We start from the raw sequence: 24244 nt of genomic DNA on the forward strand, positions 1-24244 counted from the left end.
CACCTATAAAGATTCGTGCGACACGGAGCGCTATCGATGTCCTCACGCCTTACCCGCCAGACTTCTTCCCCTTCCCGCGTGCTGTCGCTGCTGACCGCCGCCCTCCTGATGGCCGGCACCGCGCCGCTGATGGCCGCCACTGAACAGCCGACGCGCAACATGGGCGATTACTCGTTCGCCATTGCCCAGCAGCCGTTGGTGTCGGCGCTCAATGCGTTCACCGCCGTCACCGGCTGGCAGGTCGGTTTGCCGGCGGAACTGGGTCAGGACGTCTCATCGCCGGGCGTGCGCGGTTCGCTGCCACCGGAAAAAGCCCTGGAGCGCCTGTTGGTGGGGACCAATCTGAGCTTCCGCAAACTGAGCAACAACAACGTCGTGCTGGAAAAACGCGTCAGCAGCGGCGCACTCAACCTCGATCAGGTGACCATCAGCGCCACCCGTCAGGAACAGTCGATCAACAGCGTGCCGGCCACCGTCACCGTGCAGACCCGTCAGGATCTGGACCGCAACAACGTCAACACCATCAAGGATCTGGTGCGCTACGAGCCGGGCGTGTCCGTGGGCGGCGCCGGCCAGCGTGGAGGGATCAGCGGTTACAACATTCGCGGGATCGACGGCGACCGCATCCTGACTCAGGTCGACGGTGTCGAAGTGCCGGACGGTTTCTTCAACGGCCCCTACGCCAAGACCCAACGCAACTACGTCGACCCGGAAATCATCAAACGTGTCGAAATCCTCCGTGGCCCGGCCTCGGTGCTGTACGGCAGCAACGCCATCGGCGGCGCCGTCAGCTACTACACCCTCGACCCGGACGACATCATCAAGCCCGGCAAAGACGTCGGTGCCCGCCTGAAAACCGGCTACAGCTCCGCCGATGAGAGCTGGCTGAAATCCGCCACCGTCGCCGGTCGCGCCGACCAGTTCGACGGTTTGCTGCACTACAGCCAGCGCGACGGTCACGAAACCGATTCCTACGGCAGCAACAACGCCACCGGTCTTGAGCGCACCGCCGCCAACCCGGAAGACGTGAAAGCCACCAACGTGCTGGCCAAGATCGGCTGGAACTACAACGAAGGTTCGCGCCTGGGCCTGACCTACGAAAAGTACAAGGATGATCGCGACACCGATCAGAAAAGCGCCTACGGCGGCCCGTACTTCAACGGTGCCCCGACGATCCCGAACAGCGTGCTGCCCGGCGGCATGTACCAGTGGCGTACCGGCAACGACACCATCACCCGCGAGCGTTTCGGTCTGGAGCACAGCTTCGAGCTCGACAGCCTGCTGGCGGACAACGTGAAGTGGAGCCTCAACCACCAGACCGCCAAGACCGACCAGAGCACCGACGAGTTCTACTACCCCATCACCCGTAAAGTGCTGCGTACCCGCGACACGATCTACGAGGAGAAACAGTGGGTCTTCGACGCGCAACTGGACAAGGCTTTCAGCATCGGCGCCACCGATCACGTGCTGACTTACGGCACCACCCTCAAGCAGCAGAAAGTCACCGGCTCGCGCAGCGGCGACGGCAAGTGCCTGGCGGTCGGTCGCGGCTGCACCGCCATCGGTGCCACCAGCGCAGCCGACGTGCTGAAAAAATCCAGCGACTTCCCGGACCCGACCATCAACACCTACAGCCTGTTCGCCCAGGATCAGATCAGCTGGAACAACTGGACCTTCCTGCCGGGCCTGCGCTACGACTACACCCGGCTCAAGCCGCACATCACCCAGGAGTTCCTCAACACCGTGGCCGCCGACGGCAACGGCACGGTCAGCGACGAGAACAAGACCTGGCATAAAGTCTCGCCGAAATTCGGCCTGACCTACGCCCTGACCGAAAACTACACCTGGTACGGTCAGTACGCCGAAGGCTTCCGCACCCCGACCGCAAAAGCGCTGTACGGCCGCTTCGAAAACAGCACCACCGGCTACAACGTGGCGCCGAACCCGGACCTGGAACCGGAAAAGAGCAAAAGCTATGAAACCGGCCTGCGCGGCAACTTCGAGCAAGGCTCGTTCGACGTGGCGGTGTTCTATAACAAGTACCGCGATTTCATCAACGAAGACGCCGTCACTCCGGGCTACGACGAGCTGACCTTCCAGTCGAGCAACATCAAGCACGCCACCATCAAGGGCGCCGAAGTCAAAGGGCGTCTGAATCTCGACGCGTTCGGCGCGCCGCAAGGCCTGTACACCCAGGGCTCGATTGCCTATGCCTACGGTCGCAACAACGACACCGGCGAACCGCTCAACAGCGTCAACCCGCTGACCGGCGTGTTCGGTCTGGGTTACGACCAGGACAACTACGGCGGCCTGCTGAGCTGGACCGTGGTCAAGAAGAAGGATCGCGTCGACGACAGCAACTTCAAGTCGCCGGACGGTGTGAGCAGCCAGTTCAAGTCGCCGGGCTTCGGCATTCTCGATCTGACCGGGTTCTACAAAGTCACTGACGACGTCACCGTCAGCGGCGGCATTTACAACCTGACCGACAAGAAATACTGGCTATGGGACGACGTGCGCGGTTACGACAGTGTCGGCGAAGCCTCGGTGACACAACCGGCCAACCTCGATCGCCTGACCCAGCCGGGTCGCAACTTCGCGATCAATCTGGTCTGGGATATCTGATCCGGATGACCTCACGGCACGCGTGCATTGCCGCGCCGTGAGGTTTTTTTACTGTCCGGCGCTTGCCCGTACGTCTCGTTATCAAGCGCCTCTTCTTTTCAAGGACATCTCATGAGCACCCAGGAAAAAGCCCTGCGTTCGCAACGCTTGAACCAGATCACCCACGAGCCGCACAGCAAGCTCGATGCACTGGTCAAGGCCCACGCGCCGTTCGAGAACCGCGCCAACTTCGCCCGCTTCGTGGTCGCGCAGTACCTGTTCCAGTCGGAACTGGTGTCGCTTTACAACGATGCCGAACTGATCGCCATCGTCCCTGACCTGCCGGCCCGCTGCCGCGCCGAAGCGGCCAGGGCAGACCTCGCGGACCTCGACACCGAAGTGCCTGTACCCGTCGCCGGTGCGCTGAAAAACCCGAGCAAGGCCCGCGCCCTGGGTTGGATCTTCGTGTCTGAAGGCTCCAAGCTCGGCGCTGCGTTTCTGATCAAGCGCGCCGTTGCCCTGGACCTGAGTGAAACCTTCGGCGCCCGTCACCTGGGCGAGCCTGAAGGTGGTCGCGCCGAAGGCTGGAAGCGCTTCGTGCGCACCCTCGATTCGCTGCAACTCAGCGCTGAAGAAGAAGCTGAAATGGAGCAGGGCGCGATCGATGCGTTCAACCGCTTCACCGTGCTGCTGGAGCAGGCTTACGCCACAGAAGCCGAACCGGCCTAAAGCGACACCGACCGCCCATTGTGGGAGCGAGCTTGCTCGCGAAGAGGCCGTCAGATTCAACATCATCGTTGACTGACGTACCGCTTTCGTAGGAGCGCCGCCCGGAGCAAGCTCGCTCCCACAGGGAACTGCACAAGTCTGTAAGATTGCCATTTCGCCTCACGCATTCCCCCCGAGCCCATGCCCCAACCCGCCTCTTCTCGACTCGCCCGCCTGCTGTTCGGCCTGCTCGCCTATGTCAGCCTCGGTATCGGCCTGATCGCCATCGTCGTGCCCGGCCTGCCGACCACCGAGTTCATCCTGCTCGCCGCCTGGGCCGCGACCCGCAGCTCGCCGCGCCTGAGTGCCTGGCTGGAAAACCATCGGCTGTTCGGGCCGATCCTGAGCAACTGGCGCAACGGCAAGATCATCGCCCGCAAGGCCAAGGTCAGCGCCACCGTCAGCATGCTGCTGTGCGCGACCCTGATGCTGGTGATGCTCGATCACGGCTGGCCGATTTATCTGGCGATTGCAGGGATGACGATGGGCAACCTGTGGATCTGGTCGCGACCCGAAACGCTGCCGAAGATTTCCTGATTTTCCCCTTGTTTTCAGGGCTTTTACCCACGCAAACGTTTAGTCATGACCGTTCGTCGGCATGTCGCTCATGCACTCTCGCCTCGCGCCGATGAGCATTGAATGGCGCTGAATGGATTTGGCGATCCGGGCTCCTCCCTGCCCCGCAGCCAACAGTTCATTCATTCGCGAGAACGTCCCATGTTCGACTCTCTATCCATACGCCTGAAAATCGTCCTGCTGTCCGGCCTGTGCCTGCTCGGTGTGGTTGCGCTGATCGTCGGCATCAATATCTACCAGACCAACCAGAACGACGAACTGGTCAGCCAGTCGAGCAGCAGGATGCTCACCGCCAGCGTGCAGAACCTGCTGCAGGCCAAGGCTGCCGAACAGGCGGTGCAGGTACAGAAAACCTTCGGCGAAAGCCTGCTGGTGATTACCGCGCTGGCCGACCAGATCAAGGACATGCGCGTCATGGCCGCCAAGCGTTCGCTGGACGCCGGCGCCCTGCGTGAAGAGTTGAACCTGAGCCTGAAGACCGCGTTCGAGCGCAACAGCAAGGTGCTCGGCATCTGGCTGGCCTTCGAACCCAATGGCCTCGACGGCAAGGACAGCGAGTTCGTCAATGACGCCGCGCGCCAGTCCAACGAAGCCGGGCGCTTCGCCACCTACTGGAGCCGCGCCGCCGGTTCTGCGCTGAACACGATCATGGTCGAAGACGACATGAACAAGACCACCCTCAGTGTCAGCGGCACGCCTTACAACAGCTGGTACACCTGCCCTCGCGACAACAAGCGCACCTGCCTGCTCGACCCTTACGCCGACACCGTGGGCGGCAAGGAAATGCTCATGACCACCATTGCCGTGCCGCTGCTGGTGGATGGCAAGGCTATCGGCGTGGTCGGCGTCGACATCGCCCTTGATGCACTGCAAGCGGCGGCCGTGGGTTCCCAGCGCGAACTGTTCAACGGTGCCGGGCACATGCTGATTGTCTCCGGCAGCGGCGTGTTGGGCGCCTACAGCACCGACGCGACCAAGGTCGGCAAAGGCATCGCCGAAACCCTCGGCACCGAAGGCAAGGACATCCTGCAACTGCTGAGCGCCGGCACGCCGAAGATTCTGGAACAGGGCGATCTGATCCGCGCCGTTTACCCGGTCGATCCGATCGGCAACTCCCGCGCCTGGGGCGTGGTCATCGACTTGCCGAAACAAGTGCTGCTGGCCGACTCGGTCAAACTGCAAGCGGTGCTCGACGACGCTCAGCAAACCGGCCTGATGACCGCGCTGACGGTGGCCGTGATCGCCGGTCTGATCGGCCTGGTACTGATCTGGCTCACCGCCTCGGGCGTGACCCGTCCGATCAACAGCGTCGCCGAAATGCTGAGGAACATCGCCAGCGGCGAAGGCGACCTGACCCAGCGCCTGAACTACACCAAGAAGGATGAACTGGGCGAACTGGTGAACTGGTTCAACCGCTTCCTCGACAAGCTGCAACCGACCATCGCCCAAATCAAACAGAGCATCACCGAAGCCCGTGGCACCGCCGATCAATCGTCGGAGATCGCCCGCCAGACCAGCGAAGGCATGCAGGTGCAGTTCCGCGAGATCGATCAGGTGGCGACCGCGTCCAACGAAATGAGCGCCACCGCCCACGACGTCGCCAACAGCGCTTCGAATGCCGCCAACGCGGCGAAAGGCGCCGACCAGTCGGCCAAGGACGGGATGTCGATCATCGAGCGCAGCACTCGTGACATCAATCAACTGGCCGACGAAGTCAGCAAAGCGGTAACCGAGGTCGAAGAGCTGGCAGTCAACAGCGAGCAGATCGGTTCGGTGCTGGAAGTGATCCGCAGCATCGCCGAACAGACCAACCTGCTGGCGCTGAACGCCGCGATCGAAGCGGCCCGTGCCGGTGAAAGCGGTCGTGGTTTCGCGGTGGTGGCGGACGAAGTCCGTAACCTGGCCAAGCGCACCCAGGATTCGGTGGAAGAAATCCGCGTGGTCATCGAACGCATCCAGACCGGCACCCGTGGCGTGGTCGCGACCATGCACTCGAGCCAGACCCAGGCCCACAACAACGCCGGGCAGATCCGCCAGGCCGTGGACGCCCTCGGCAAGATCAGCGATGCAGTCACTGTGATCAGCGACATGAACCTGCAAATCGCCAGCGCCGCCGAACAGCAGAGCGCCGTGGCCGAAGAGGTCAACCGCAACGTCTCGGCGATCCGTACCGTCACCGAAACCCTGACCGAACAAGCCACCGAATCGGCGGCGATCAGCAGCCAGCTCAACGCCCTGGCCAGCCAGCAGATGAAATTGATGGATCAGTTCCGCGTGTAATCGCTCGCCCTGACTCCCACAGGGGACAGTGTGTTTCATCGAGGTCGATAGCGTTTTGCACTATTCTGCCCTCTCGTTCCGGAGGGCCTTCGATGACCGATCTGCTCACGTCCATTCAAGCCGCACTCGGCTTGTCCCCCACGCCGATTGCATTTACCGCCGAGGGCGCCCTGCCCTCGGTGTTTGCCGTCACCGACCTTGCCTGCGCCAGTATTGCCGCTGCCGGGCAAGCGGTTGCCGAACTCCTTCAGCAGCAGACCGGCGACTTGCCCACTGTAGAAGTCGACCGACGTCTTGCGTCGTTCTGGTTCGCCACCTCGCTGCGACCGATCGGCTGGGCAGTGCCGCCGCTGTGGGATCCGGTGGCCGGCGACTACGCGACCAACGACGGCTGGATCCGCCTGCACACCAACGCCCCGCATCACCGCGCCGCCGCTGAAAGCGTGCTCGGCGCTTGCGCCGACCGGGCGGCGATGGCGGCGAAAGTCGCGCAATGGGCCAGTGCCGATCTGGAGCAAGCGGTGGTCGATGCCAAGGGTTGTGCTGCCGAAATGCGCAATTGGGCGCAGTGGCAAAAACATCCGCAGGGGTTGGCGGTGAATGCCGAACCCTTGGTGCATTTCAGTGACGGGAAAGACGAAAGCCATCAACCCTGGCAAGGCTCGGTGGCGCAACCATTGGCCGGGCTCAAGGTGCTCGATCTGACTCGCGTACTCGCCGGGCCGACTGCCAGCCGTTTTCTTGCAGGGCTCGGCGCCAATGTGTTGCGCATCGACCCGCCGACCTGGAACGAACCCGGCGTGGTGCCGGAAATGACCCTCGGCAAACATTGTGCGCGGCTGGATCTCCATCAACCGGCGGATCGTGCGGTGTTTGAAGGGTTACTTCAGGACGCTGACATTCTGTTGCACGGCTATCGCGCCGACGCTCTTGAACATCTCGGCTTCGGCGTCGAACGTCGCCGGCAACTGGCACCGGGGCTGATCGATGTCTGCCTCAATGCCTACGGCTGGAGCGGCCCGTGGCAGAACCGTCGGGGTTTCGACAGTCTGGTGCAGATGAGCAGCGGCATCGCCGAGGCCGGGCAGCGCTGGAAGCAGGCAGACAAACCGACACCGCTGCCGGTACAGGCGCTGGATCATGCGACGGGGTATCTGATGGCGGCGAGTGTGATTCGGTTGCTGGCTGAACGGTTACGCAGTGGTCGAGGTGGCTCGGGGCGGTTGTCGCTGGCGCGGACGGCGAAGCTGTTGATCGAACATGGGCCGGGGACGGGCGAAGTGCTGCGTCCGGAGGATGCAAAGGATCAGAGTTTGCAAATGGAACAGACGCCGTGGGGGCCGGCGCATCGGCTGCAAGTGCCGCTTCGTATTGCTGGAACGCCGTTGCAGTGGGCTTTGCCGGCAACCGAGTTGGGCTCACATCCAGCGCAATGGCTTTGAAGGAGTGCGGATATCAATCCGCACGACTCAAGGTTGTCCACAGCACCTGCGCCGCATCCCCCGGAGCCGCAATCTCACAGTGACAACACGCCGCTGTACAACCCGTAGGCCGCGAGCCCGGCCCCGGCGATGACGCAGGTGAAAATCCCTTTCTCGAGCGTGGTGAACAGTGGCTCGCCCTGCTCATGTTTGGCCTTGGCGAACAGGATCACCCCCGGCGCATACAGCAGCGCCGACAGCAGCAGGTATTTCACCCCGCCGGCATACAACAGCCACACCGCGTAACACAGCGCGATGCCGCCGATCAGCAGATCCTTGGTGCGTTCGGCGGAGGCATGTTCATAGGTTTCACCCCGTCCGCTGAGCAACACGGCGTAGGCCGCCGACCACAGATACGGCACCAGAATCATCGACGAGGCGAGGTAGATCAGGCTGGTGTAAGTGCCGGCGGAAAACAGCGTGATCAGCAGGAAAATCTGGATCATCACGTTGGTCAGCCACAACGCGTTGACCGGCACATGGTTGGCGTTTTCCTTTTTCAGGAACGCCGGCATCGTATTGTCCCTGGCGGTGGCGAACAGGATCTCCGCGCACAACAGCGCCCACGACAACAACGCACCGAGCAACGAAATGGCCAGGCCCACGCTGATCAGCAACGCGCCCCATGGTCCTACTATGTGTTCCAGCACGGCGGCCAGCGACGGGTTCTGCAAGATCGCCAGTTCCGGCTGACTCATGATCCCCAGCGACAACACATTGACCAGCACCAGCAGCGCCAGCACACCGAGGAAACCGATCACCGTGGCGCGGCCGACGTCCGTGCGTTTCTCCGCCCGCGCCGAGTAAACGCTCGCGCCTTCGATACCGATAAATACAAACACGGTGACCAGCATCATGTTGCGCACCTGATCCATCACGCCGCCGAAATTCGGATTGCTGCGGCCCCAGATATCGCGGGTAAAAACGTCGGCCTTGAACGCCACGGCGGCGATGATCACAAACATGATCAACGGAATGATCTTGGCCACGGTGGTCAACTGATTGATCAGCGCTGCTTCCTTGATCCCGCGCATCACCAGAAAATGCACGGCCCACAGCAACACCGAGGCACAACCGATGGCGATTGGCGTGTTGCCCTGGCCGAACACCGGAAAGAAGTAGCCGAGTGTGCTGAACAGCAACACGAAATACCCGACGTTGCCCAGCCAGGCGCTGATCCAGTAACCCCACGCCGAAGAGAAACCCATGTAATCGCCGAACCCGGCCTTGGCGTAGGCATAGACGCCGGAGTCCAGTTCCGGTTTGCGGTTGGCCAGGGTCTGGAACACGAAGGCCAGGGTGAGCATGCCGATCGCCGTGATCCCCCAGCCGATCAGGATGGCCCCGGCATCGGCCCGGGCCGCCATGTTCTGCGGCAGGGAGAAAATCCCCCCGCCAATCATCGACCCCACCACCAGGGCGATCAGTGCGCCAAGGCGCAGCTTTTGCGTCGGTTGCGACATTCCAGCGTCTCCAAGTTCCAGAGCGGCAACTGCCGCGAAACCGTTATGCAACCGGCTTTTAACTAAATGGATAAAGCGTAATGACGTTTATTGAATAACGCCAATCAACACCCGTTATATATAGCCATCGGCACTAACGCATAGCACGTTCAGTTAGTTTTGTGCGCGAATCCTGATAAATCAATTCTGTGCTGAAAACAACGATGAAAAATTTGCCAAAACCTGAAAAGGAACTAGCGTGATAATTCGAAAGTAATAGGATCCATTCTTAACCACTTCGGACAAAGGCCTCTAGGACGGGCCTTCCAGAAAATAGCCTTATGCCTCCAGACGTTTCATAAGTCATTCATTAACAATGGAATGTGACTATGCACTGATCTAAGTCAGCTGTTTGAAAAGCCAACAGAACTACGCTGTGAACTCTTCTCTCCTGCAATGGAGTCATGCAATGTCTGAAGCTTCCGGAAAACTACGACTAGGTGCACTGGTTGCATTGGTAGTCGGTTCAATGATCGGTGGCGGGATATTCTCTTTGCCACAAAACATGGCCGCCAGCGCCGACGTCGGCGCGGTATTGATTGGCTGGGCCATCACTGCCGTCGGCATGCTCACCCTCGCTTTTGTCTTCCAGACCCTCGCCAACCGAAAGCCTGACCTTGATGGCGGTGTCTACGCCTACGCCAAGGCCGGTTTCGGCGACTACATGGGTTTCTCTTCGGCCTGGGGCTACTGGATCAGTGCCTGGCTGGGTAACGTCGGTTATTTCGTTCTGCTGTTCAGTACCCTCGGTTATTTTTTTCCGATTTTCGGGGAAGGCAACACTGTTGCCGCCGTGATCGGCGCCTCTGTCCTGCTATGGGCCGTGCACTTTCTGGTGCTGCGCGGGATCAAGGAAGCGGCGTTCATCAACCTCGTGACCACTGTCGCCAAGGTCGTGCCGCTGCTGCTGTTCGTCTTGATCGCGCTTTTCGCCTTCAAACTGGACATCTTCACCGCCGACATCTGGGGTGCGAAGAACCCGGACCTGGGCAGCGTGATGAACCAGGTGCGCAACATGATGCTGGTCACCGTATGGGTGTTCATCGGCATCGAAGGCGCGAGCATCTTCTCGGCCCGGGCGGAAAAACGTTCGGATGTCGGCAAGGCGACGGTGCTCGGCTTCATCACCGTGTTGCTGTTCCTGGTGCTGGTGAACGTGCTGTCGCTGGGCATCATGACTCAGCCGGAACTGGCCAAACTGCAGAACCCGTCGATGGCCGCCGTGCTGGAACATGTGGTCGGTCACTGGGGCGCGGTGCTGATCAGCGTCGGTCTGGTCATCTCGCTGCTGGGAGCGTTGCTGTCGTGGGTGCTGTTGTGTGCGGAGATCATGTTCGCCGCCGCCAAAGACCACACCATGCCGGAGTTCCTGCGCAAGGAGAACGCCAACCAAGTGCCGGTCAACGCCCTGTGGCTGACTAACGCGATGGTGCAGCTGTTCCTGATCATCACCCTGTTCTCGGCCAGCACTTACCTGTCGCTGATCTACCTCGCCACTTCGATGATTCTGGTGCCGTACCTGTGGTCGGCGGCCTACGCCCTGCTACTGGCGGTGCGCGGCGAAAGCTACGAAGGCTTCGCGGCCGAACGGCGCAAGGATCTGATCATCGGTGCCATCGCCCTGATCTACGCGATCTGGCTGCTCTACGCCGGCGGCGTGAAGTACCTGCTGCTGTCGGCCCTGCTCTATGCCCCGGGCGCGATCCTGTTCGCCAAGGCCAAGCTCGAACTCAATCAACCGGTTTTCACCAACGTCGAGAAGCTGATTTTCGCCGCAGTGGTCGTGGGTGCCCTCGTGGCCGCCTACGGACTGTACGACGGCTTCCTGACTCTGTAATTGCCCAACGTTTTCTCTCTGGAGGATCACTGAAATGACCACGGAAAAAGTTAAGTACGGCGTCCACTCCGAAGCCGGCAAACTGCGCAAAGTCATGGTTTGCTCCCCAGGTCTGGCCCATCAGCGGCTGACCCCGAGCAACTGCGACGAACTGCTGTTCGACGACGTCATCTGGGTCAATCAGGCCAAGCGCGACCACTTCGACTTCGTCACCAAAATGCGCGAGCGCGGGATCGAAGTGCTGGAAATGCACAACCTGCTGACCGACATCGTCGGCAACCCCGAAGCGCTGAAATGGATTCTGGATCGCAAGATCACCCCCGACACCGTCGGCGTCGGCCTGACCAACGAAGTGCGCAGCTGGCTCGAAGGCCTGGAGCCACGCAAGCTCGCCGAGTTCCTGATCGGCGGCGTCGCCGGCGAAGATCTGCCGGACAGCGAAGGCGCCAGCGTGATCAAGATGTATCGCGACTACCTGGGCCATTCCAGCTTCCTGCTCGACCCGCTGCCCAACACCCAGTTCACCCGCGACACCACTTGCTGGATCTACGGCGGCGTGACGCTCAACCCGATGTACTGGCCGGCCCGTCGCCAGGAAACCCTGTTGACCACCGCCATCTACAAGTTTCACCCCGACTTCACCGGTGCCGACTTCGAAGTCTGGTACGGCGATCCGGACAAGGACCACGGCAAAGCCACTCTCGAGGGCGGCGACGTGATGCCGATCGGCAACGGCGTGGTGTTGATCGGCATGGGCGAGCGCTCCTCGCGCCAGGCCATCGGTCAACTGGCCCAATCGCTGTTCGCCAAAGGCGCGGCCGACAAAGTCGTGGTCGCCGGCCTGCCGAAATCCCGCGCGGCAATGCACCTGGATACCGTGTTCAGCTTCTGCGACCGCGACCTGGTGACGGTCTTCCCGGAAGTGGTCAAGGAAATCGTGCCGTTCATCATCCGTCCTGACGAAAGCAAACCTTACGGTCTGGACGTACGACGGGAGAACAAAACGTTCCTCGAAGTCGTGGCCAACTCGCTGAACCTGCCGAATCTGCGCGTCGTGGAAACCGGCGGCAACAGCTTCGCCGCCGAGCGCGAGCAATGGGATGACGGCAACAACGTGGTGGCCCTGGAGCCCGGGGTCGTTATCGGCTACGACCGCAACACCTACACCAACACCCTGCTGCGCAAGGCCGGGGTCGAGGTCATCACCATCAGCGCCGGCGAACTGGGCCGTGGCCGTGGCGGCGGCCACTGCATGACCTGCCCGATCGTGCGCGACCCAATCGACTACTAAACGACCATCTCCCCGGCCGCACTGACCCTGTCGCGGCCGGGCCGATTACCGAATCCAAGGAGAATCATCATGGCGTTCAACATTCACAACCGTAACCTGCTCAGCCTGGAACACCACACCCCACGTGAGCTGCGCTACCTGCTCGACCTGTCCCGCGACCTCAAGCGCGCCAAGTACACCGGCACCGAGCAGCAACACCTCAAGGGCAACAACATTGCCCTGATCTTCGAAAAAACCTCGACCCGCACCCGCTGCGCGTTCGAAGTCGCCGCCTATGACCAGGGCGCCAACGTCACCTACATCGATCCGAACTCTTCGCAGATCGGCCACAAGGAAAGCATGAAGGACACAGCCCGCGTGCTGGGTCGCATGTACGACGCCATCGAGTACCGTGGCTTCAAGCAGGAAATCGTCGAAGAACTGGCCAAGTTCGCCGGCGTGCCGGTGTTCAACGGCCTGACCGATGAATATCACCCGACCCAGATGATCGCCGACGTGCTGACCATGCGTGAGCACGCCGACAAGCCGATCCACGAAATCAGCTATGCCTACCTGGGCGACGCGCGCAACAACATGGGCAACTCGCTGCTGCTGGTCGGCTCCAAACTGGGTATGGACGTGCGCATCTGCGCGCCGAAAGCCCTGTGGCCGCACGATGACCTGGTCGATCGCTGCAAGCAATACGCAGAGGAAAGCGGCGCTCGCATCACCCTGACCGAAGACCCGAAAGCGGCGGTCAAGGGCGTGGATTTCATCCACACCGACGTCTGGGTATCGATGGGCGAGCCGGTTGAAGCCTGGGCCGAGCGGATCAAGCAACTGCTGCCGTATCAGGTCAACGCCGAGCTGATGAAAGCCACCGGCAACCCGCGCACCAAGTTCATGCACTGCCTGCCGGCGTTCCATAACAGCGATACCAAGGTCGGCAAACAGATCGCCGAGCAGTATCCGCACCTGGCCAACGGCATCGAAGTGACCGACGACGTGTTCGAGTCGCCTGCCTGCATCGCCTTCGAGCAAGCGGAAAACCGCATGCACACCATCAAGGCGATTCTGGTGTCGACTCTGGCTGATCTGTAACCCGGCTTTGGCACTGATCGTTCCCACGCTCCGCGTGGTAACGCCGCCCCCGGACGCTCCGCGTCCGCTGTGACGCAGAGCGTCACGGGATGCATTCCCACGCGGGAGCGTGGGAACGATCAGCGATCAACACGAAAAGGACATGCACCATGCGTATCGTCGTAGCTCTGGGCGGTAACGCCCTGCTCCGCCGTGGTGAGCCGATGACCGCTGACAACCAGCGCGCCAACATCCGCATCGCCACCGAGCAAATCGCCAAGATTCACTCCGGCAATCAACTGGTCATCGCCCACGGCAATGGCCCGCAAGTCGGCCTGCTGTCGCTGCAGGGCCTCTCCTATAAACCCGATGAAGCCTACCCTCTGGACGTGCTCGGTGCCGAAACCGAAGGCATGATCGGTTACATCATCGAACAGGAACTGGGCAACCTGCTGGACTTCGAAGTGCCGTTCGCCACCCTGCTCACCCAAGTCGAAGTCGACCCCAAAGACCCGGCTTTCAAAGACCCGACCAAATTCATCGGCCCGGTCTATGCCAAAGAAGAAGCCGAGCGCCTGGCCAAAGAGAAAGGCTGGGTGGTCAAGGCCGACGGTGACAAATACCGTCGCGTGGTGGCCAGCCCGAAACCCAAGCGCATCTTCGAAATTCGCCCGATCAAATGGCTGCTGGACAAGGGCAGCATCGTGATCTGCGCCGGCGGTGGCGGCATTCCGACCATGTATGGCGCTCATGGCAAGCTGCAAGGCATCGAAGCGGTGATCGACAAGGACCTGTGCTCGGCGCTGCTGGCCGAACAATTGGAGGCGGACTTGCTGGTGATCGCCACCGACGTCAACGCGGCGTACGTCGACTTCAAGAAACCGACCGAGAAAGCCATCGCCCAGGCCCATCCGGACGAACTCGACCGCCTGGGTTTCGCCGCCGGTTCCATGGGGCCGAAGGTGCAGGCAGCTTGCGAATTTGCGCGCCATACTGGCAAGGTCGCGGTGATCGGTTCGCTCTCGGACATCGAAGCCATCGTCCAGGGCACCGCCGGTACGCGGGTCAGCACGGCAGCGCCGGGCATCACCTATCGATAAAAAGAAACTCCGGGGGCAGACCTCAGGTCTGCCCTTCTCCCATGCCTTGAAAGGAGAAAACCATGGCCCAGTTCGAACCCGGTCATTTGCATATTGAGCGGCATGCGTTGACTGACGATGACGTCAATTACAACGTGCACCTCGACTATGAAGTGTTCACCGACCCTCAGAAAGGCAAAGGGATACAGTTCACCCTTCACGGCAGCATGCAGGGCAAAGAGGTCAACGAACCGTTCTTTCTGCCCAAGGAGGAAGCCTACAACTTCGCCCGCAACGTGACGCAGATTGCTGAAAAGTACGGCATCCCCAAGAGCCACAGCCAGCTCGGCTCGGTGCACAAGCATTACGACCTGATGTTTGAAGACATCCGCAAGCAGTTGAACATGCAATCCGGGGATCCGGTCAATCTCGAGCATTTCGAGTGACTCGAACTCACCCCATACCCCCTGTGGGAGCGAGCTTGCTCGCGAAAGCGCTCTGTCAGTCCATATCTTCATTGCTGATACACCGCATTCGCGAGCAAGCTCGCTCCCACAAGGGTATGTAGCCAGCGGAAGAACGCGCCCGGTTTCACCATTTCCCCGCCCCAAGGCATACTTGCCACCCTCCGTACTCCAGAACCCAGAACCACCCCATGCGTATCCACGTCAGCTTCATCGACCGCGTCGGCATCACCCAGGAAGTCCTGGCGATCCTCGGCGGACGCAATCTCAATCTGGATGCGGTGGAGATGATCCCGCCCAACGTCTACATCGACGCCCCGACCTTGAGCCCGCAAGTGCTCGAAGAACTGAAAGATGCGCTGTTTCGCGTGCGTGGCGTAGAAGCAGTGACCGTGGTCGACATTCTCCCCGGCCAGCGCCGGCACTTGCAGCTCGACGCCTTGCTCGCGGCAATGACCGACCCGGTACTGGCACTGGACAGCGCCGGCAAGGTGCTGCTGGCCAACCCGGCGCTGATCGCCTTGTACGGCCGGGAGCCGGCAGGCGAAAGCGTTTCGGAACTGTTCAATGATCCGGTCCTTTTGGAAACGTTGCTGGAGCAGGGGTTCCGCCTGCCGCTGCGGGAAATCACCGTCAACGGCCAGACCCTGTTGCTGGACGCCACGCCGATCACCGACGCCGGCGCCCTGCTCACCCTGTATCAGCCGAACCGCATCGGCGAACAACTCTCGGCGCTGCACCACGACCATGCCGAAGGTTTCGATGCGCTGCTCGGCGAATCCCCGCCGATCCGTACCCTCAAGGCCCGCGCGCAACGCGTCGCGGCCCTCGATGCACCGCTGCTGATCCAGGGCGAAACCGGTACCGGCAAGGAACTGGTGGCCCGCGCCTGTCACGCCATCAGCGCCCGACACAGCGCGCCGTTTCTGGCGCTGAACTGCGCGGCCCTGCCGGAGAACCTCGCCGAGAGCGAACTGTTCGGCTACGCCCCCGGTGCCTTCACTGGTGCACAACGCGGCGGTAAACCGGGGCTGATGGAACTGGCCAACCAGGGCACGGTATTCCTCGATGAGATCGGCGAGATGTCGCCGTACTTGCAGGCCAAGCTGCTGCGCTTCCTCAATGACGGCAGCTTCCGCCGGGTCGGCGGTGATCGCGAAGTAAAGGTCAACGTGCGGATTCTCAGCGCGACCCATCGCGACCTGGAAAAAATGGTCAGCGAAGGCCTGTTCCGCGAAGACCTGTTCTACCGCCTCAACGTGCTCAACGTCGAAGTGCCGCCGCTGCGCGAACGCGGCCAGGACATTCTCCTGCTGGCGCGCTATTTCATGCAGCAGGCCTGCGCGCAGATCCAGCGCCCGGTCTGCCGCCTCGCCCCGGGCACTTACCCGGCGCTGCTCGGCAATCGCTGGCCGGGCAACGTGCGGCAATTGCAGAACGTGATCTTCCGCGCCGCCGCGATCTGCGAAAGCAGTCTGGTGGACATCGGCGACCTCGACATCGCCGGCACCTCCGTGGCGCGTCAGACCGACAGCGACGTCGACAGCCTGGAAGAAGCCGTGGAAGCTTTCGAGAAATCCTTGCTGGAAAAGCTCTACGTCAGCTACCCCTCGACCCGCCAACTGGCCAGCCGCCTGCAGACCTCGCACACCGCGATCGCCCACCGATTGCGCAAATACGGCATTCCCAACAAACCCTGATCTCACCGCAAATCACCTGTGGGAGCGAGCTTGCTCACGATGGCGGTGCGACATCCAAAAAGCTGTCGAATGACACGCCCTCATCGCGAGCAAGCTCGCTCCCACAGGGTTTTCCATCCAGCCGGCTCTCCATCCAGTTGAGGGTCCCAGCCCAAAAGCGACCTCCATCTGTACTGAAAGCGCTACAGCGGAACGATATCGCTACACCCTTCTCCGATCACCGCCGTGCAAGGCTTTGATCCGCTTCAGCTTTTTTCTTCGCCCCGAGCTGTAGCGATTTCGCTACAAGCCCCACCCTCAAAGCCTATCGGAAAAATATCAACTCATTGATTTATAACGATATTTTTACGTTGGCCGCGTTCTTGCTAAGTAACCGCTCATAAAATCAGGGCATTGCCGCCCGAGTATTCCACCGCGTCCACCAGACGAGTCTGGCCCCTAGGAGATTCCATGAGCGAGTTGCGTTTTACTGAAGATCACGAATGGCTGCGCGCCGAAGCCGATGGCTCTGTCACCGTTGGCATCACCGCTTTCGCGCAGAACGCCTTGGGCGACGTGGTGTTCGTGCAACTGCCTGAATTGCAGGCGTACGAGAAAGGCGCCGAAGCCGCCACCGTGGAATCGGTAAAAGCCGCCAGCGGCGTTTACATGCCACTGGACGGCGAAGTCCTGGCCACCAATCCGGCCCTGGAAGACAGCCCTGAACTGGTCAACGAAGATCCGCTGGGCGAAGGCTGGTTCTTCCGTTTCAAGCCGGCCGACGCATCGGCCGTCGCCAAGCTGCTGGATCAGGACGCCTACGACCGCCTGATCAAAGCCCAAGCCGAAGCCTGAGGAACCTGACATGACCCAAGTTAATCTCGGCACCGCCAACGAATTCATCACCCGTCACATCGGCCCGCGCGCCGGTGACGAGCAAGCCATGCTCAACAGCCTCGGCTTCGACTCGCTCGAAGCCCTGAGCGCCAGCGTCATCCCGGAAAGCATCAAGGGCACCAGCGTGCTCGGCCTCGACGACGGTCTGAGCGAAGCCGACGCCCTGGCAATGATCAAAGGCATCGCCGGCAAGAACCAGTTGTTCAAGACCTACATCGGTCAGGGCTACTACAACTGCCACACGCCGTCGCCGATCCTGCGCAACCTGCTGGAAAACCCGGCCTGGTACACCGCTTACACCCCGTATCAGCCAGAAATTTCCCAGGGCCGTCTCGAAGCGCTGCTGAACTTCCAGACCCTGATCAGCGACCTGACCGGTCTGCCGATCGCCAACGCTTCCCTGCTCGACGAAGCCACCGCTGCTGCCGAAGCCATGACCTTCTGCAAACGCCTGAGCAAGAACAAGGGCAGCCACCAGTTCTTCGCCTCGATCCACAGCCACCCGCAAACCCTCGACGTGCTGCGCACCCGTGCCGAGCCGCTGGGCATCGACGTGGTCGTGGGCGATGAGCGTGAACTGACCGACGTGACGCCTTTCTTCGGCGCGCTGCTGCAATACCCGGCCAGCAACGGTGATGTGTTCGACTACCGCGAACTGACCGAGCGCTTCCACGCCGCCAACGCTCTGGTGGCCGTGGCTGCCGACCTGCTGGCCCTGACCCTGCTGACTCCACCGGGCGAATTCGGCGCGGACGTGGCCATCGGCAGCGCCCAACGCTTCGGCGTACCGCTGGGCTTCGGCGGCCCGCACGCTGCTTACTTCTCCACCAAGGATGCGTTCAAGCGCGACATGCCGGGCCGTCTGGTCGGTGTCTCGGTTGACCGCTTCGGCAAGCCGGCCCTGCGTCTGGCGATGCAGACCCGCGAGCAACATATCCGCCGCGAGAAGGCCACGTCGAACATCTGCACCGCACAAGTGCTGCTGGCCAACATCGCCAGCATGTACGCCGTGTACCACGGCCCGAAAGGCTTGACCCAGATCGCCAACCGCGTGCATCACCTGACCGCGATCCTGGCCAAGGGCCTGAGCGCCCTGGGCGTGACCGTCGAGCAAGTCAGCTTCTTCGACACACTGACCCTGGCCACCGGCGCGCAAACTGCTGCGTTGCACGACAAGGCTCGCGCTCAACAGATCAACCTGCGCGTGATCGATGCCCAGCGTCTTGGCCTGTCGGTCGACGAAACCACCACCCAGGCTGATATCGAAACCCTGTGGGGCCTGTTCGCCGACGGCAAGACCCTGCCGGACTTCGCTGCTCTGGCCGCTGCCGCGCAATGCACCATTCCTGCCGCGCTGGTTCGCCAGTCACCGATCCTCAGCCACCCTGTGTTCAACCGTTATCACTCGGAAACCGAGCTGATGCGCTACCTGCGCAAGCTGGCGGACAAGGACCTGGCCCTCGATCGCACCATGATCCCGCTGGGCTCGTGCACCATGAAACTCAACGCCGCCAGCGAAATGATTCCGGTGACCTGGGCCGAGTTCGGCGCCCTGCACCCGTTCGCCCCGGCCGAGCAAAGCGCCGGTTACCAGCAACTGACCGACGAACTGGAAGCGATGCTCTGCGCCGCCACCGGTTACGACTCGATCTCCCTGCAACCGAACGCCGGTTCCCAGGGTGAGTACGCAGGTCTGCTGGCAATCCGCGCCTACCACCAGAGCCGTGGCGAAGACCGTCGCGACATCTGCCTGATCCCGTCGTCCGCTCACGGCACCAACCCGGCGACCGCCAACATGGCCGGCATGCGCGTGGTCGTGACCGCCTGCGACGCCCGTGGCAACGTGGACATCGAAGACCTGCGCGCCAAGGCCATCGAGCACCGCGAACACCTCGCCGCGCTGATGATCACTTACCCGTCGACTCACGGCGTATTCGAAGAAGGCATCCGCGAAATCTGCGGCATCATTCATGACAACGGCGGCCAGGTGTACATCGACGGCGCCAACATGAACGCGATGGTCGGCCTCTGCGCACCGGGCAAGTTCGGCGGCGATGTCTCGCACCTGAACCTGCACAAAACCTTCTGCATCCCGCACGGCGGTGGCGGTCCGGGCGTCGGCCCGATCGGCGTGAAATCGCACCTGACTCCGTTCCTGCCGGGCCACGGTCACATGGAACGCAAGGAAGGCGCGGTCTGCGCAGCACCGTTCGGCAGCGCGAGCATTCTGCCGATCACCTGGATGTACATTCGCATGATGGGTGGCGCAGGTCTCAAGCGCGCTTCGCAACTGGCGATCCTCAATGCCAACTACATTTCCCGTCGCCTGGAAGAGCACTACCCGGTGCTGTACACCGGCAGCAACGGTCTGGTGGCGCACGAGTGCATCCTGGATCTGCGTCCATTGAAAGACAGCAGCGGCATCAGCGTCGATGACGTCGCCAAGCGCCTGATCGACTTCGGCTTCCACGCCCCGACCATGTCGTTCCCGGTGGCCGGCACGCTGATGATCGAGCCGACCGAAAGTGAATCCAAGGAAGAACTGGACCGCTTCTGCGACGCCATGATCCGCATCCGCGAAGAAATCCGCGCAGTGGAAAACGGCACCCTGGACAAGGACGACAACCCGCTGAAGAACGCGCCGCACACCGCTGCAGAGCTGGTTGGCGAGTGGACTCACCCGTACAGCCGCGAACAAGCGGTGTACCCGGTGGCGTCGTTGATCGAAGGCAAGTACTGGCCGCCGGTCGGTCGCGTCGACAACGTGTTCGGCGACCGAAACCTGGTCTGCGCCTGCCCGTCGATCGAAAGCTACGCTTGACCTGTGAGGGGGCGGGTTCGCCCGCCCCTTTCATGCGTGCCTGATGTGCCTATAACAAGAAACCGGAGAACAACCATGTCGTTAAGCGTGTTCGACCTGTTCAAGATTGGCATCGGCCCCTCCAGCTCCCACACCGTCGGCCCGATGCGCGCAGCTGCGCGTTTCGTCGAAGGCCTGCGCCGGGAAAACCTGTTGTCGGCCACTACCAGCGTCAGGGTCGAGTTGTATGGATCCCTCGGCGCCACCGGCAAGGGTCACGGCAGCGACAAGGCCGTGCTGCTGGGCCTGGAAGGTGAACACCCGGACACCGTGGATACTGAAACCGTCGCCGCCCGTCTCTCGGAGATTCGTGGCAGCGGGCGTTTGAATCTGCTCGGCGAACACAGCATTGCGTTCAACGAGAAAGAACACCTGGCAATGATCCGCAAACCGTTGGCCTATCACCCCAACGGCATGATTTTCCGTGCCTTCGATGCGGCGGGATTGCAGATCCGCAGCCGCGAGTACTACTCGGTCGGCGGTGGTTTTGTGGTCGACGAAGATGCGGCCGGTGCCGACCGCATCGTCGAGGACGCCACCCCGCTGACCTTCCCGTTCAAAAGTGCCAAGGACTTGCTCGGTCACTGCACCACCTATGGCCTGTCGATCAGCCAGGTGATGCTGACCAACGAAAGCGCCTGGCGCCCGGAAGCGGAAACCCGCGCCGGTCTGCTGAAGATCTGGCAAGTGATGCAGGACTGCGTGGCTGCCGGCTGTCGCAACGAAGGCATCCTGCCAGGCGGCCTGAAGGTCAAGCGGAGGGCGGCGGCGCTGCACCGGCAACTGTGCAAGAACCCGGAATCGTCGCTGCGCGACCCGCTGTCGGTGCTGGACTGGGTCAACCTCTACGCCCTCGCCGTCAACGAAGAAAACGCCAATGGCGGGCGCGTGGTTACGGCACCGACCAACGGCGCGGCGGGGATTATTCCCGCCGTATTGCATTACTACATGCGCTTCATTCCCGGCGCGAACGATGACGGCGTGGTGCGCTTCCTGCTGACTGCGGCGGCCATCGGCATTCTGTACAAGGAAAACGCCTCGATTTCCGGCGCCGAAGTCGGCTGTCAGGGCGAGGTCGGTGTGGCCTGTTCGATGGCGGCCGGCGCGTTGTGCGAAGTGCTCGGCGGCAGCGTGCAGCAAGTGGAAAACGCTGCCGAAATCGGCATGGAACACAACCTCGGCCTGACCTGCGACCCGATTGGCGGACTGGTGCAAGTGCCGTGTATCGAGCGCAACGCCATGGGCTCGGTCAAGGCGATCAATGCCGTGCGCATGGCCATGCGCGGCGACGGGCAGCACTTCGTCTCCCTCGACAAGGTCATCCGCACCATGCGCCAGACCGGCGCCGACATGAAAAGCAAATACAAGGAGACCGCCCGTGGCGGTCTGGCGGTCAACATTATCGAGTGCTGACAGACGCCCTCTCCCGATGGGAAAGGGATGAATAAATTTCCTCTCCCGACGGGAGAGGGTCGTAATGAGCTCCCTCTCCCTCCGGGATAGGGTTGGTGTGAATCAAGGAGTCACGCATGTCCACCGAACAACTGTCGAAAACCCCGCTGCACGCTCTGCACATCGAACTCGGCGCCCGCATGGTGCCGTTTGCCGGCTACGACATGCCGGTGCAATACCCGCTGGGCGTGATGAAAGAACACCAGCACACCCGTGAGCAGGCCGGGCTGTTCGATGTCTCGCACATGGGCCAGATCCGCCTGACCGGCGCCAATGCCGCCAAAGCTCTGGAAACCCTGGTACCGGTGGACATCATCGACCTGCCAGTGGGCATGCAGCGCTACGCGATGTTCACCAACGAAACCGGCGGCATCCTCGATGACCTGATGGTTGCCAATCTGGGCAATGACGAACTGTTCCTGGTGGTCAACGCCGCGTGCAAGGATCAGGACCTGGCCCATCTGCAAAAACACATCGGCGATCAATGCACCATTACCGAGCTCTTCGAAGCACGCGCCCTGCTCGCCCTGCAAGGCCCGGCCGCCGTGACCGTACTGGCACGCCTGGCGCCGCAAGTGGCGAAAATGACTTTCATGCAATTCGCCCGCGTGACTCTGCTGGGTGTGGATTGCTTTGTCAGCCGTTCGGGCTACACCGGTGAAGACGGTTTCGAAATCTCGGTTCCGGCAGCCGACGCGGAAAAACTCGCCCGCGCCCTGCTGGCCGAACCGGAAGTCGCCGCCATCGGCCTCGGCGCCCGTGACTCGCTGCGCCTGGAAGCCGGTCTGTGCCTGTACGGCCACGACATGAACACCGAGACCACCCCGATAGAAGCCAGCCTGCTGTGGGCAATCTCCAAGCCTCGGCGTGCCGACGGTGCGCGCGCCGGTGGTTTCCCCGGCGCGGAGCAAGTCTTCGCTCAACAGCACAATGGTGTTCAGCGCAAACGTGTCGGCCTGCTGCCGCAAGAGCGTACGCCGGTCCGTGAAGGTGCAGAGATCGTCAACGAAGCGGGCGAGATCGTCGGCAGCGTGTGCAGCGGCGGCTTCGGCCCGACCTTGGGCGGCCCGTTGGCCATGGGTTACCTGGACAGCGCCTACGTTGCACTCGATACGCCAGTTTGGGCAATTGTTCGTGGGAAAAAGGTGCCATTGCTTGTAAGCAAAATGCCATTTGTTCCACAACGCTACTATCGCTGTTGATTGACTGTTTCTATAAGTAACGCGATTGCGTTATGCGTGCACTAATGTGTAACGCAATCGCCATAAAACAGTGCACTCAGTTTACTTTCGTTTCGAATATGAACTTGGTTTATAACGTTCGAAAACAATTGAACGAGCTAATCGTATAAGCCGGTCTAGTGGACCTACCAAAGTGCCGGCAAGCGCAGGAAACCCGGGGCCTTAACGGGGCTTGTTTTTCCTCCCGTAGTTGGCGTAGAGTTTGTCCACTGTGTTTGCATGGGTCAGCTTGGAATCGTGACCTGGGCAGTAGCCTACAAGTTAGCTACATCCCGTTCGACGTCTTCTTACTCTCCTGCAACCAGCCCCAGTACTCTTTCATGAGGAAGAGACTGTCATCAATTTTTGCGTCAAAGGAAATAAGAAATGTCCCAACGTCAGAGCGGTACCGTCAAGTGGTTTAACGACGAGAAAGGTTTTGGTTTTATCACTCCAGAAAGCGGTCCGGATCTGTTCGTGCATTTCCGTGCCATTCAGGGCAACGGCTTCAAGAGCCTGAAAGAAGGCCAGAAAGTGACCTTCGTTGCAGTGCAAGGCCAGAAAGGCATGCAGGCTGACGAAGTTATCGCAGAAGCCTGATTTTCTGTTACGAAAAAGCCCCTGATATTGATATCAGGGGCTTTTTTGTGGGCGCAAATCCGTAAAATGGCGCTTCACTTTCCGTCCAGAGGCTGCCATGTCGAAACACCTGCTCACTCCCCAGGGCGATTTCCCCACCGTCGGCCTGGGTCGTCGTCTGGCAGCGATGTTCTATGACTTTCTATTGTGCACCGCCCTGCTGATCGTGACGGGTGGCGTCTACAAGATGATTCAGGCGGCAATCATCGGCGAGGAGCGTCTGCGGGTTCTGACTGACGCCGGGCAGCTGGATGGCGATCCGCTGTATTCCACAGTGCTGCTGCTGGTGCTGTTCGGCTTCTTCGCCAAGTTCTGGACTCACGCCGGGCAGACCCTGGGCATGCAGGTCTGGGGCATTCGCGTGCAGAACGCTGATGGCACTGCGATCAGCCTGTGGCAGGCGTTGCTGCGGTTCATGGTATCGATTGCGTCGTGGCTGTGCCTGGGCCTTGGGTTCTTCTGGTCGCTGTTCGACAAACAGAAACGCACCTGGCATGACATCTACTCCGACACGCAGCTCGTGCGAATCCCGAAAAAGACCAAATAATCCTCCAGATGC

Annotated in this window: 18 protein-coding genes and 1 pseudogene; 18 read left to right on the forward strand and 1 reads right to left on the reverse strand. The window is 61.2% G+C overall.

Annotated features, from left to right (window positions below; translation table 11 throughout):
• Positions 1–36: 36 nt before the first annotated feature.
• From I5961_RS21715 to I5961_RS21735, 6 genes and pseudogenes are all read left to right on the forward strand, one after another.
• Positions 37–2622, forward strand: coding sequence for a TonB-dependent receptor (locus I5961_RS21715; protein ID WP_227233307.1), 2586 nt, complete (start codon positions 37–39; stop codon positions 2620–2622).
• A gap of 111 nt (positions 2623–2733) precedes the next feature.
• Positions 2734–3330, forward strand: a complete 597-nt coding sequence (locus I5961_RS21720) for a biliverdin-producing heme oxygenase (RefSeq protein ID WP_227233309.1) — start codon at positions 2734–2736, stop codon at positions 3328–3330.
• Between the two features lie 180 nt (positions 3331–3510).
• Positions 3511–3906, forward strand: a complete 396-nt coding sequence (locus I5961_RS21725) for a YbaN family protein (RefSeq protein WP_085697155.1) — start codon at positions 3511–3513, stop codon at positions 3904–3906.
• A gap of 453 nt (positions 3907–4359) precedes the next feature.
• Positions 4360–5367 (forward strand): annotated as a pseudogene (locus I5961_RS28915) (HAMP domain-containing protein); the annotation flags it as partial.
• 102 nt (positions 5368–5469) lie between these two features.
• Positions 5470–6225 carry a methyl-accepting chemotaxis protein gene (locus I5961_RS28920; RefSeq protein ID WP_371320921.1) on the forward strand — a complete coding sequence of 252 codons (756 nt, stop codon included), beginning with the start codon at positions 5470–5472 and terminating at the stop codon, positions 6223–6225.
• 92 nt (positions 6226–6317) lie between these two features.
• A complete protein-coding gene (locus I5961_RS21735) occupies positions 6318–7667 on the forward strand; it encodes a CoA transferase (RefSeq protein ID WP_227233312.1) in 1350 nt (449 codons plus the stop codon).
• A 74-nt stretch (positions 7668–7741) separates the two neighbouring features.
• Here I5961_RS21735 and arcD (I5961_RS21740) read toward each other — a convergent pair whose 3' ends face one another.
• On the reverse strand, positions 7742–9169 hold the full coding sequence (gene arcD / locus I5961_RS21740; protein ID WP_085701644.1) for an arginine-ornithine antiporter: 1428 nt from the start codon (positions 9167–9169) through the stop codon (positions 7742–7744).
• A gap of 448 nt (positions 9170–9617) precedes the next feature.
• Here arcD (I5961_RS21740) and arcD (I5961_RS21745) point away from each other — a divergent pair, with 448 nt between their 5' ends.
• From arcD (I5961_RS21745) to I5961_RS21800, 12 genes are all read left to right on the forward strand, one after another.
• On the forward strand, positions 9618–11045 hold the full coding sequence (arcD, locus tag I5961_RS21745) for an arginine-ornithine antiporter (RefSeq protein ID WP_227233313.1): 1428 nt from the start codon (positions 9618–9620) through the stop codon (positions 11043–11045).
• Positions 11046–11079: 34 nt separating this feature from the next.
• A complete protein-coding gene (gene arcA, locus I5961_RS21750) occupies positions 11080–12336 on the forward strand; it encodes an arginine deiminase (protein WP_085697159.1) in 1257 nt (418 codons plus the stop codon).
• Positions 12337–12405: 69 nt separating this feature from the next.
• Entirely contained in the window at positions 12406–13416 is a 1011-nt protein-coding gene (locus I5961_RS21755; RefSeq protein ID WP_085697160.1) for an ornithine carbamoyltransferase, read from the forward strand.
• Positions 13417–13565: 149 nt separating this feature from the next.
• Positions 13566–14495, forward strand: coding sequence for a carbamate kinase (gene arcC / locus I5961_RS21760; protein ID WP_227233315.1), 930 nt, complete (start codon positions 13566–13568; stop codon positions 14493–14495).
• A 62-nt stretch (positions 14496–14557) separates the two neighbouring features.
• Positions 14558–14920, forward strand: coding sequence for a DUF5064 family protein (locus I5961_RS21765; protein ID WP_085697162.1), 363 nt, complete (start codon positions 14558–14560; stop codon positions 14918–14920).
• 209 nt (positions 14921–15129) lie between these two features.
• Positions 15130–16638: a sigma-54-dependent transcriptional regulator gene (locus I5961_RS21770; protein WP_227233316.1), complete on the forward strand. Its 1509-nt coding sequence runs from the start codon at positions 15130–15132 to the stop codon at positions 16636–16638.
• Positions 16639–17088: 450 nt separating this feature from the next.
• Positions 17089–17472, forward strand: a complete 384-nt coding sequence (gene gcvH / locus I5961_RS21775) for a glycine cleavage system protein GcvH (protein WP_007951190.1) — start codon at positions 17089–17091, stop codon at positions 17470–17472.
• A 10-nt stretch (positions 17473–17482) separates the two neighbouring features.
• Positions 17483–20335, forward strand: a complete 2853-nt coding sequence (gene gcvP / locus I5961_RS21780; protein WP_227233318.1) for an aminomethyl-transferring glycine dehydrogenase — start codon at positions 17483–17485, stop codon at positions 20333–20335.
• A 75-nt stretch (positions 20336–20410) separates the two neighbouring features.
• Complete coding sequence (locus tag I5961_RS21785; protein WP_085701648.1) at positions 20411–21787, forward strand: L-serine ammonia-lyase; 1377 nt, start codon at positions 20411–20413, stop codon at positions 21785–21787.
• A gap of 116 nt (positions 21788–21903) precedes the next feature.
• Positions 21904–23028 carry a glycine cleavage system aminomethyltransferase GcvT gene (gene gcvT / locus I5961_RS21790; RefSeq protein ID WP_227233319.1) on the forward strand — a complete coding sequence of 375 codons (1125 nt, stop codon included), beginning with the start codon at positions 21904–21906 and terminating at the stop codon, positions 23026–23028.
• Positions 23029–23433: 405 nt separating this feature from the next.
• The gene (locus I5961_RS21795) at positions 23434–23646 is read left to right on the forward strand and encodes a cold-shock protein (protein ID WP_011335634.1); all 213 of its coding nucleotides are present in this window, start codon (positions 23434–23436) and stop codon (positions 23644–23646) included.
• Between the two features lie 97 nt (positions 23647–23743).
• On the forward strand, positions 23744–24232 hold the full coding sequence (locus I5961_RS21800) for an RDD family protein (protein ID WP_085701649.1): 489 nt from the start codon (positions 23744–23746) through the stop codon (positions 24230–24232).
• The last annotated feature ends 12 nt before the right edge of the window (positions 24233–24244 follow it).

The organism is Pseudomonas sp. IAC-BECa141 (assembly GCF_020544405.1).
In the GTDB taxonomy this organism is placed as follows: domain Bacteria; phylum Pseudomonadota; class Gammaproteobacteria; order Pseudomonadales; family Pseudomonadaceae; genus Aquipseudomonas.

Excerpts from the sequence above, each read along its gene's own strand:
- I5961_RS21735 (WP_227233312.1), top strand. The coding sequence starts at position 6,318 with ATGACCGATCTGCTCACGTCCATTCAAGCCGCACTCGGCTTGTCCCCC.
- I5961_RS21765 (WP_085697162.1), top strand. The coding sequence starts at position 14,558 with ATGGCCCAGTTCGAACCCGGTCATTTGCATATTGAGCGGCATGCGTTG.
- I5961_RS21800 (WP_085701649.1), top strand. The coding sequence starts at position 23,744 with ATGTCGAAACACCTGCTCACTCCCCAGGGCGATTTCCCCACCGTCGGC.
- arcD (WP_085701644.1), bottom strand. The coding sequence starts at position 9,169 with ATGTCGCAACCGACGCAAAAGCTGCGCCTTGGCGCACTGATCGCCCTG.
- arcC (WP_227233315.1), top strand. The coding sequence starts at position 13,566 with ATGCGTATCGTCGTAGCTCTGGGCGGTAACGCCCTGCTCCGCCGTGGT.
- arcD (WP_227233313.1), top strand. The coding sequence starts at position 9,618 with ATGTCTGAAGCTTCCGGAAAACTACGACTAGGTGCACTGGTTGCATTG.
- I5961_RS21795 (WP_011335634.1), top strand. The coding sequence starts at position 23,434 with ATGTCCCAACGTCAGAGCGGTACCGTCAAGTGGTTTAACGACGAGAAA.
- I5961_RS21785 (WP_085701648.1), top strand. The coding sequence starts at position 20,411 with ATGTCGTTAAGCGTGTTCGACCTGTTCAAGATTGGCATCGGCCCCTCC.
- gcvP (WP_227233318.1), top strand. The coding sequence starts at position 17,483 with ATGACCCAAGTTAATCTCGGCACCGCCAACGAATTCATCACCCGTCAC.
- arcA (WP_085697159.1), top strand. The coding sequence starts at position 11,080 with ATGACCACGGAAAAAGTTAAGTACGGCGTCCACTCCGAAGCCGGCAAA.
- I5961_RS28920 (WP_371320921.1), top strand. The coding sequence starts at position 5,470 with ATGCAGGTGCAGTTCCGCGAGATCGATCAGGTGGCGACCGCGTCCAAC.
- I5961_RS21715 (WP_227233307.1), top strand. The coding sequence starts at position 37 with ATGTCCTCACGCCTTACCCGCCAGACTTCTTCCCCTTCCCGCGTGCTG.
- I5961_RS21755 (WP_085697160.1), top strand. The coding sequence starts at position 12,406 with ATGGCGTTCAACATTCACAACCGTAACCTGCTCAGCCTGGAACACCAC.
- I5961_RS21725 (WP_085697155.1), top strand. The coding sequence starts at position 3,511 with ATGCCCCAACCCGCCTCTTCTCGACTCGCCCGCCTGCTGTTCGGCCTG.
- I5961_RS21770 (WP_227233316.1), top strand. The coding sequence starts at position 15,130 with ATGCGTATCCACGTCAGCTTCATCGACCGCGTCGGCATCACCCAGGAA.
- I5961_RS21720 (WP_227233309.1), top strand. The coding sequence starts at position 2,734 with ATGAGCACCCAGGAAAAAGCCCTGCGTTCGCAACGCTTGAACCAGATC.
- gcvH (WP_007951190.1), top strand. The coding sequence starts at position 17,089 with ATGAGCGAGTTGCGTTTTACTGAAGATCACGAATGGCTGCGCGCCGAA.
- gcvT (WP_227233319.1), top strand. The coding sequence starts at position 21,904 with ATGTCCACCGAACAACTGTCGAAAACCCCGCTGCACGCTCTGCACATC.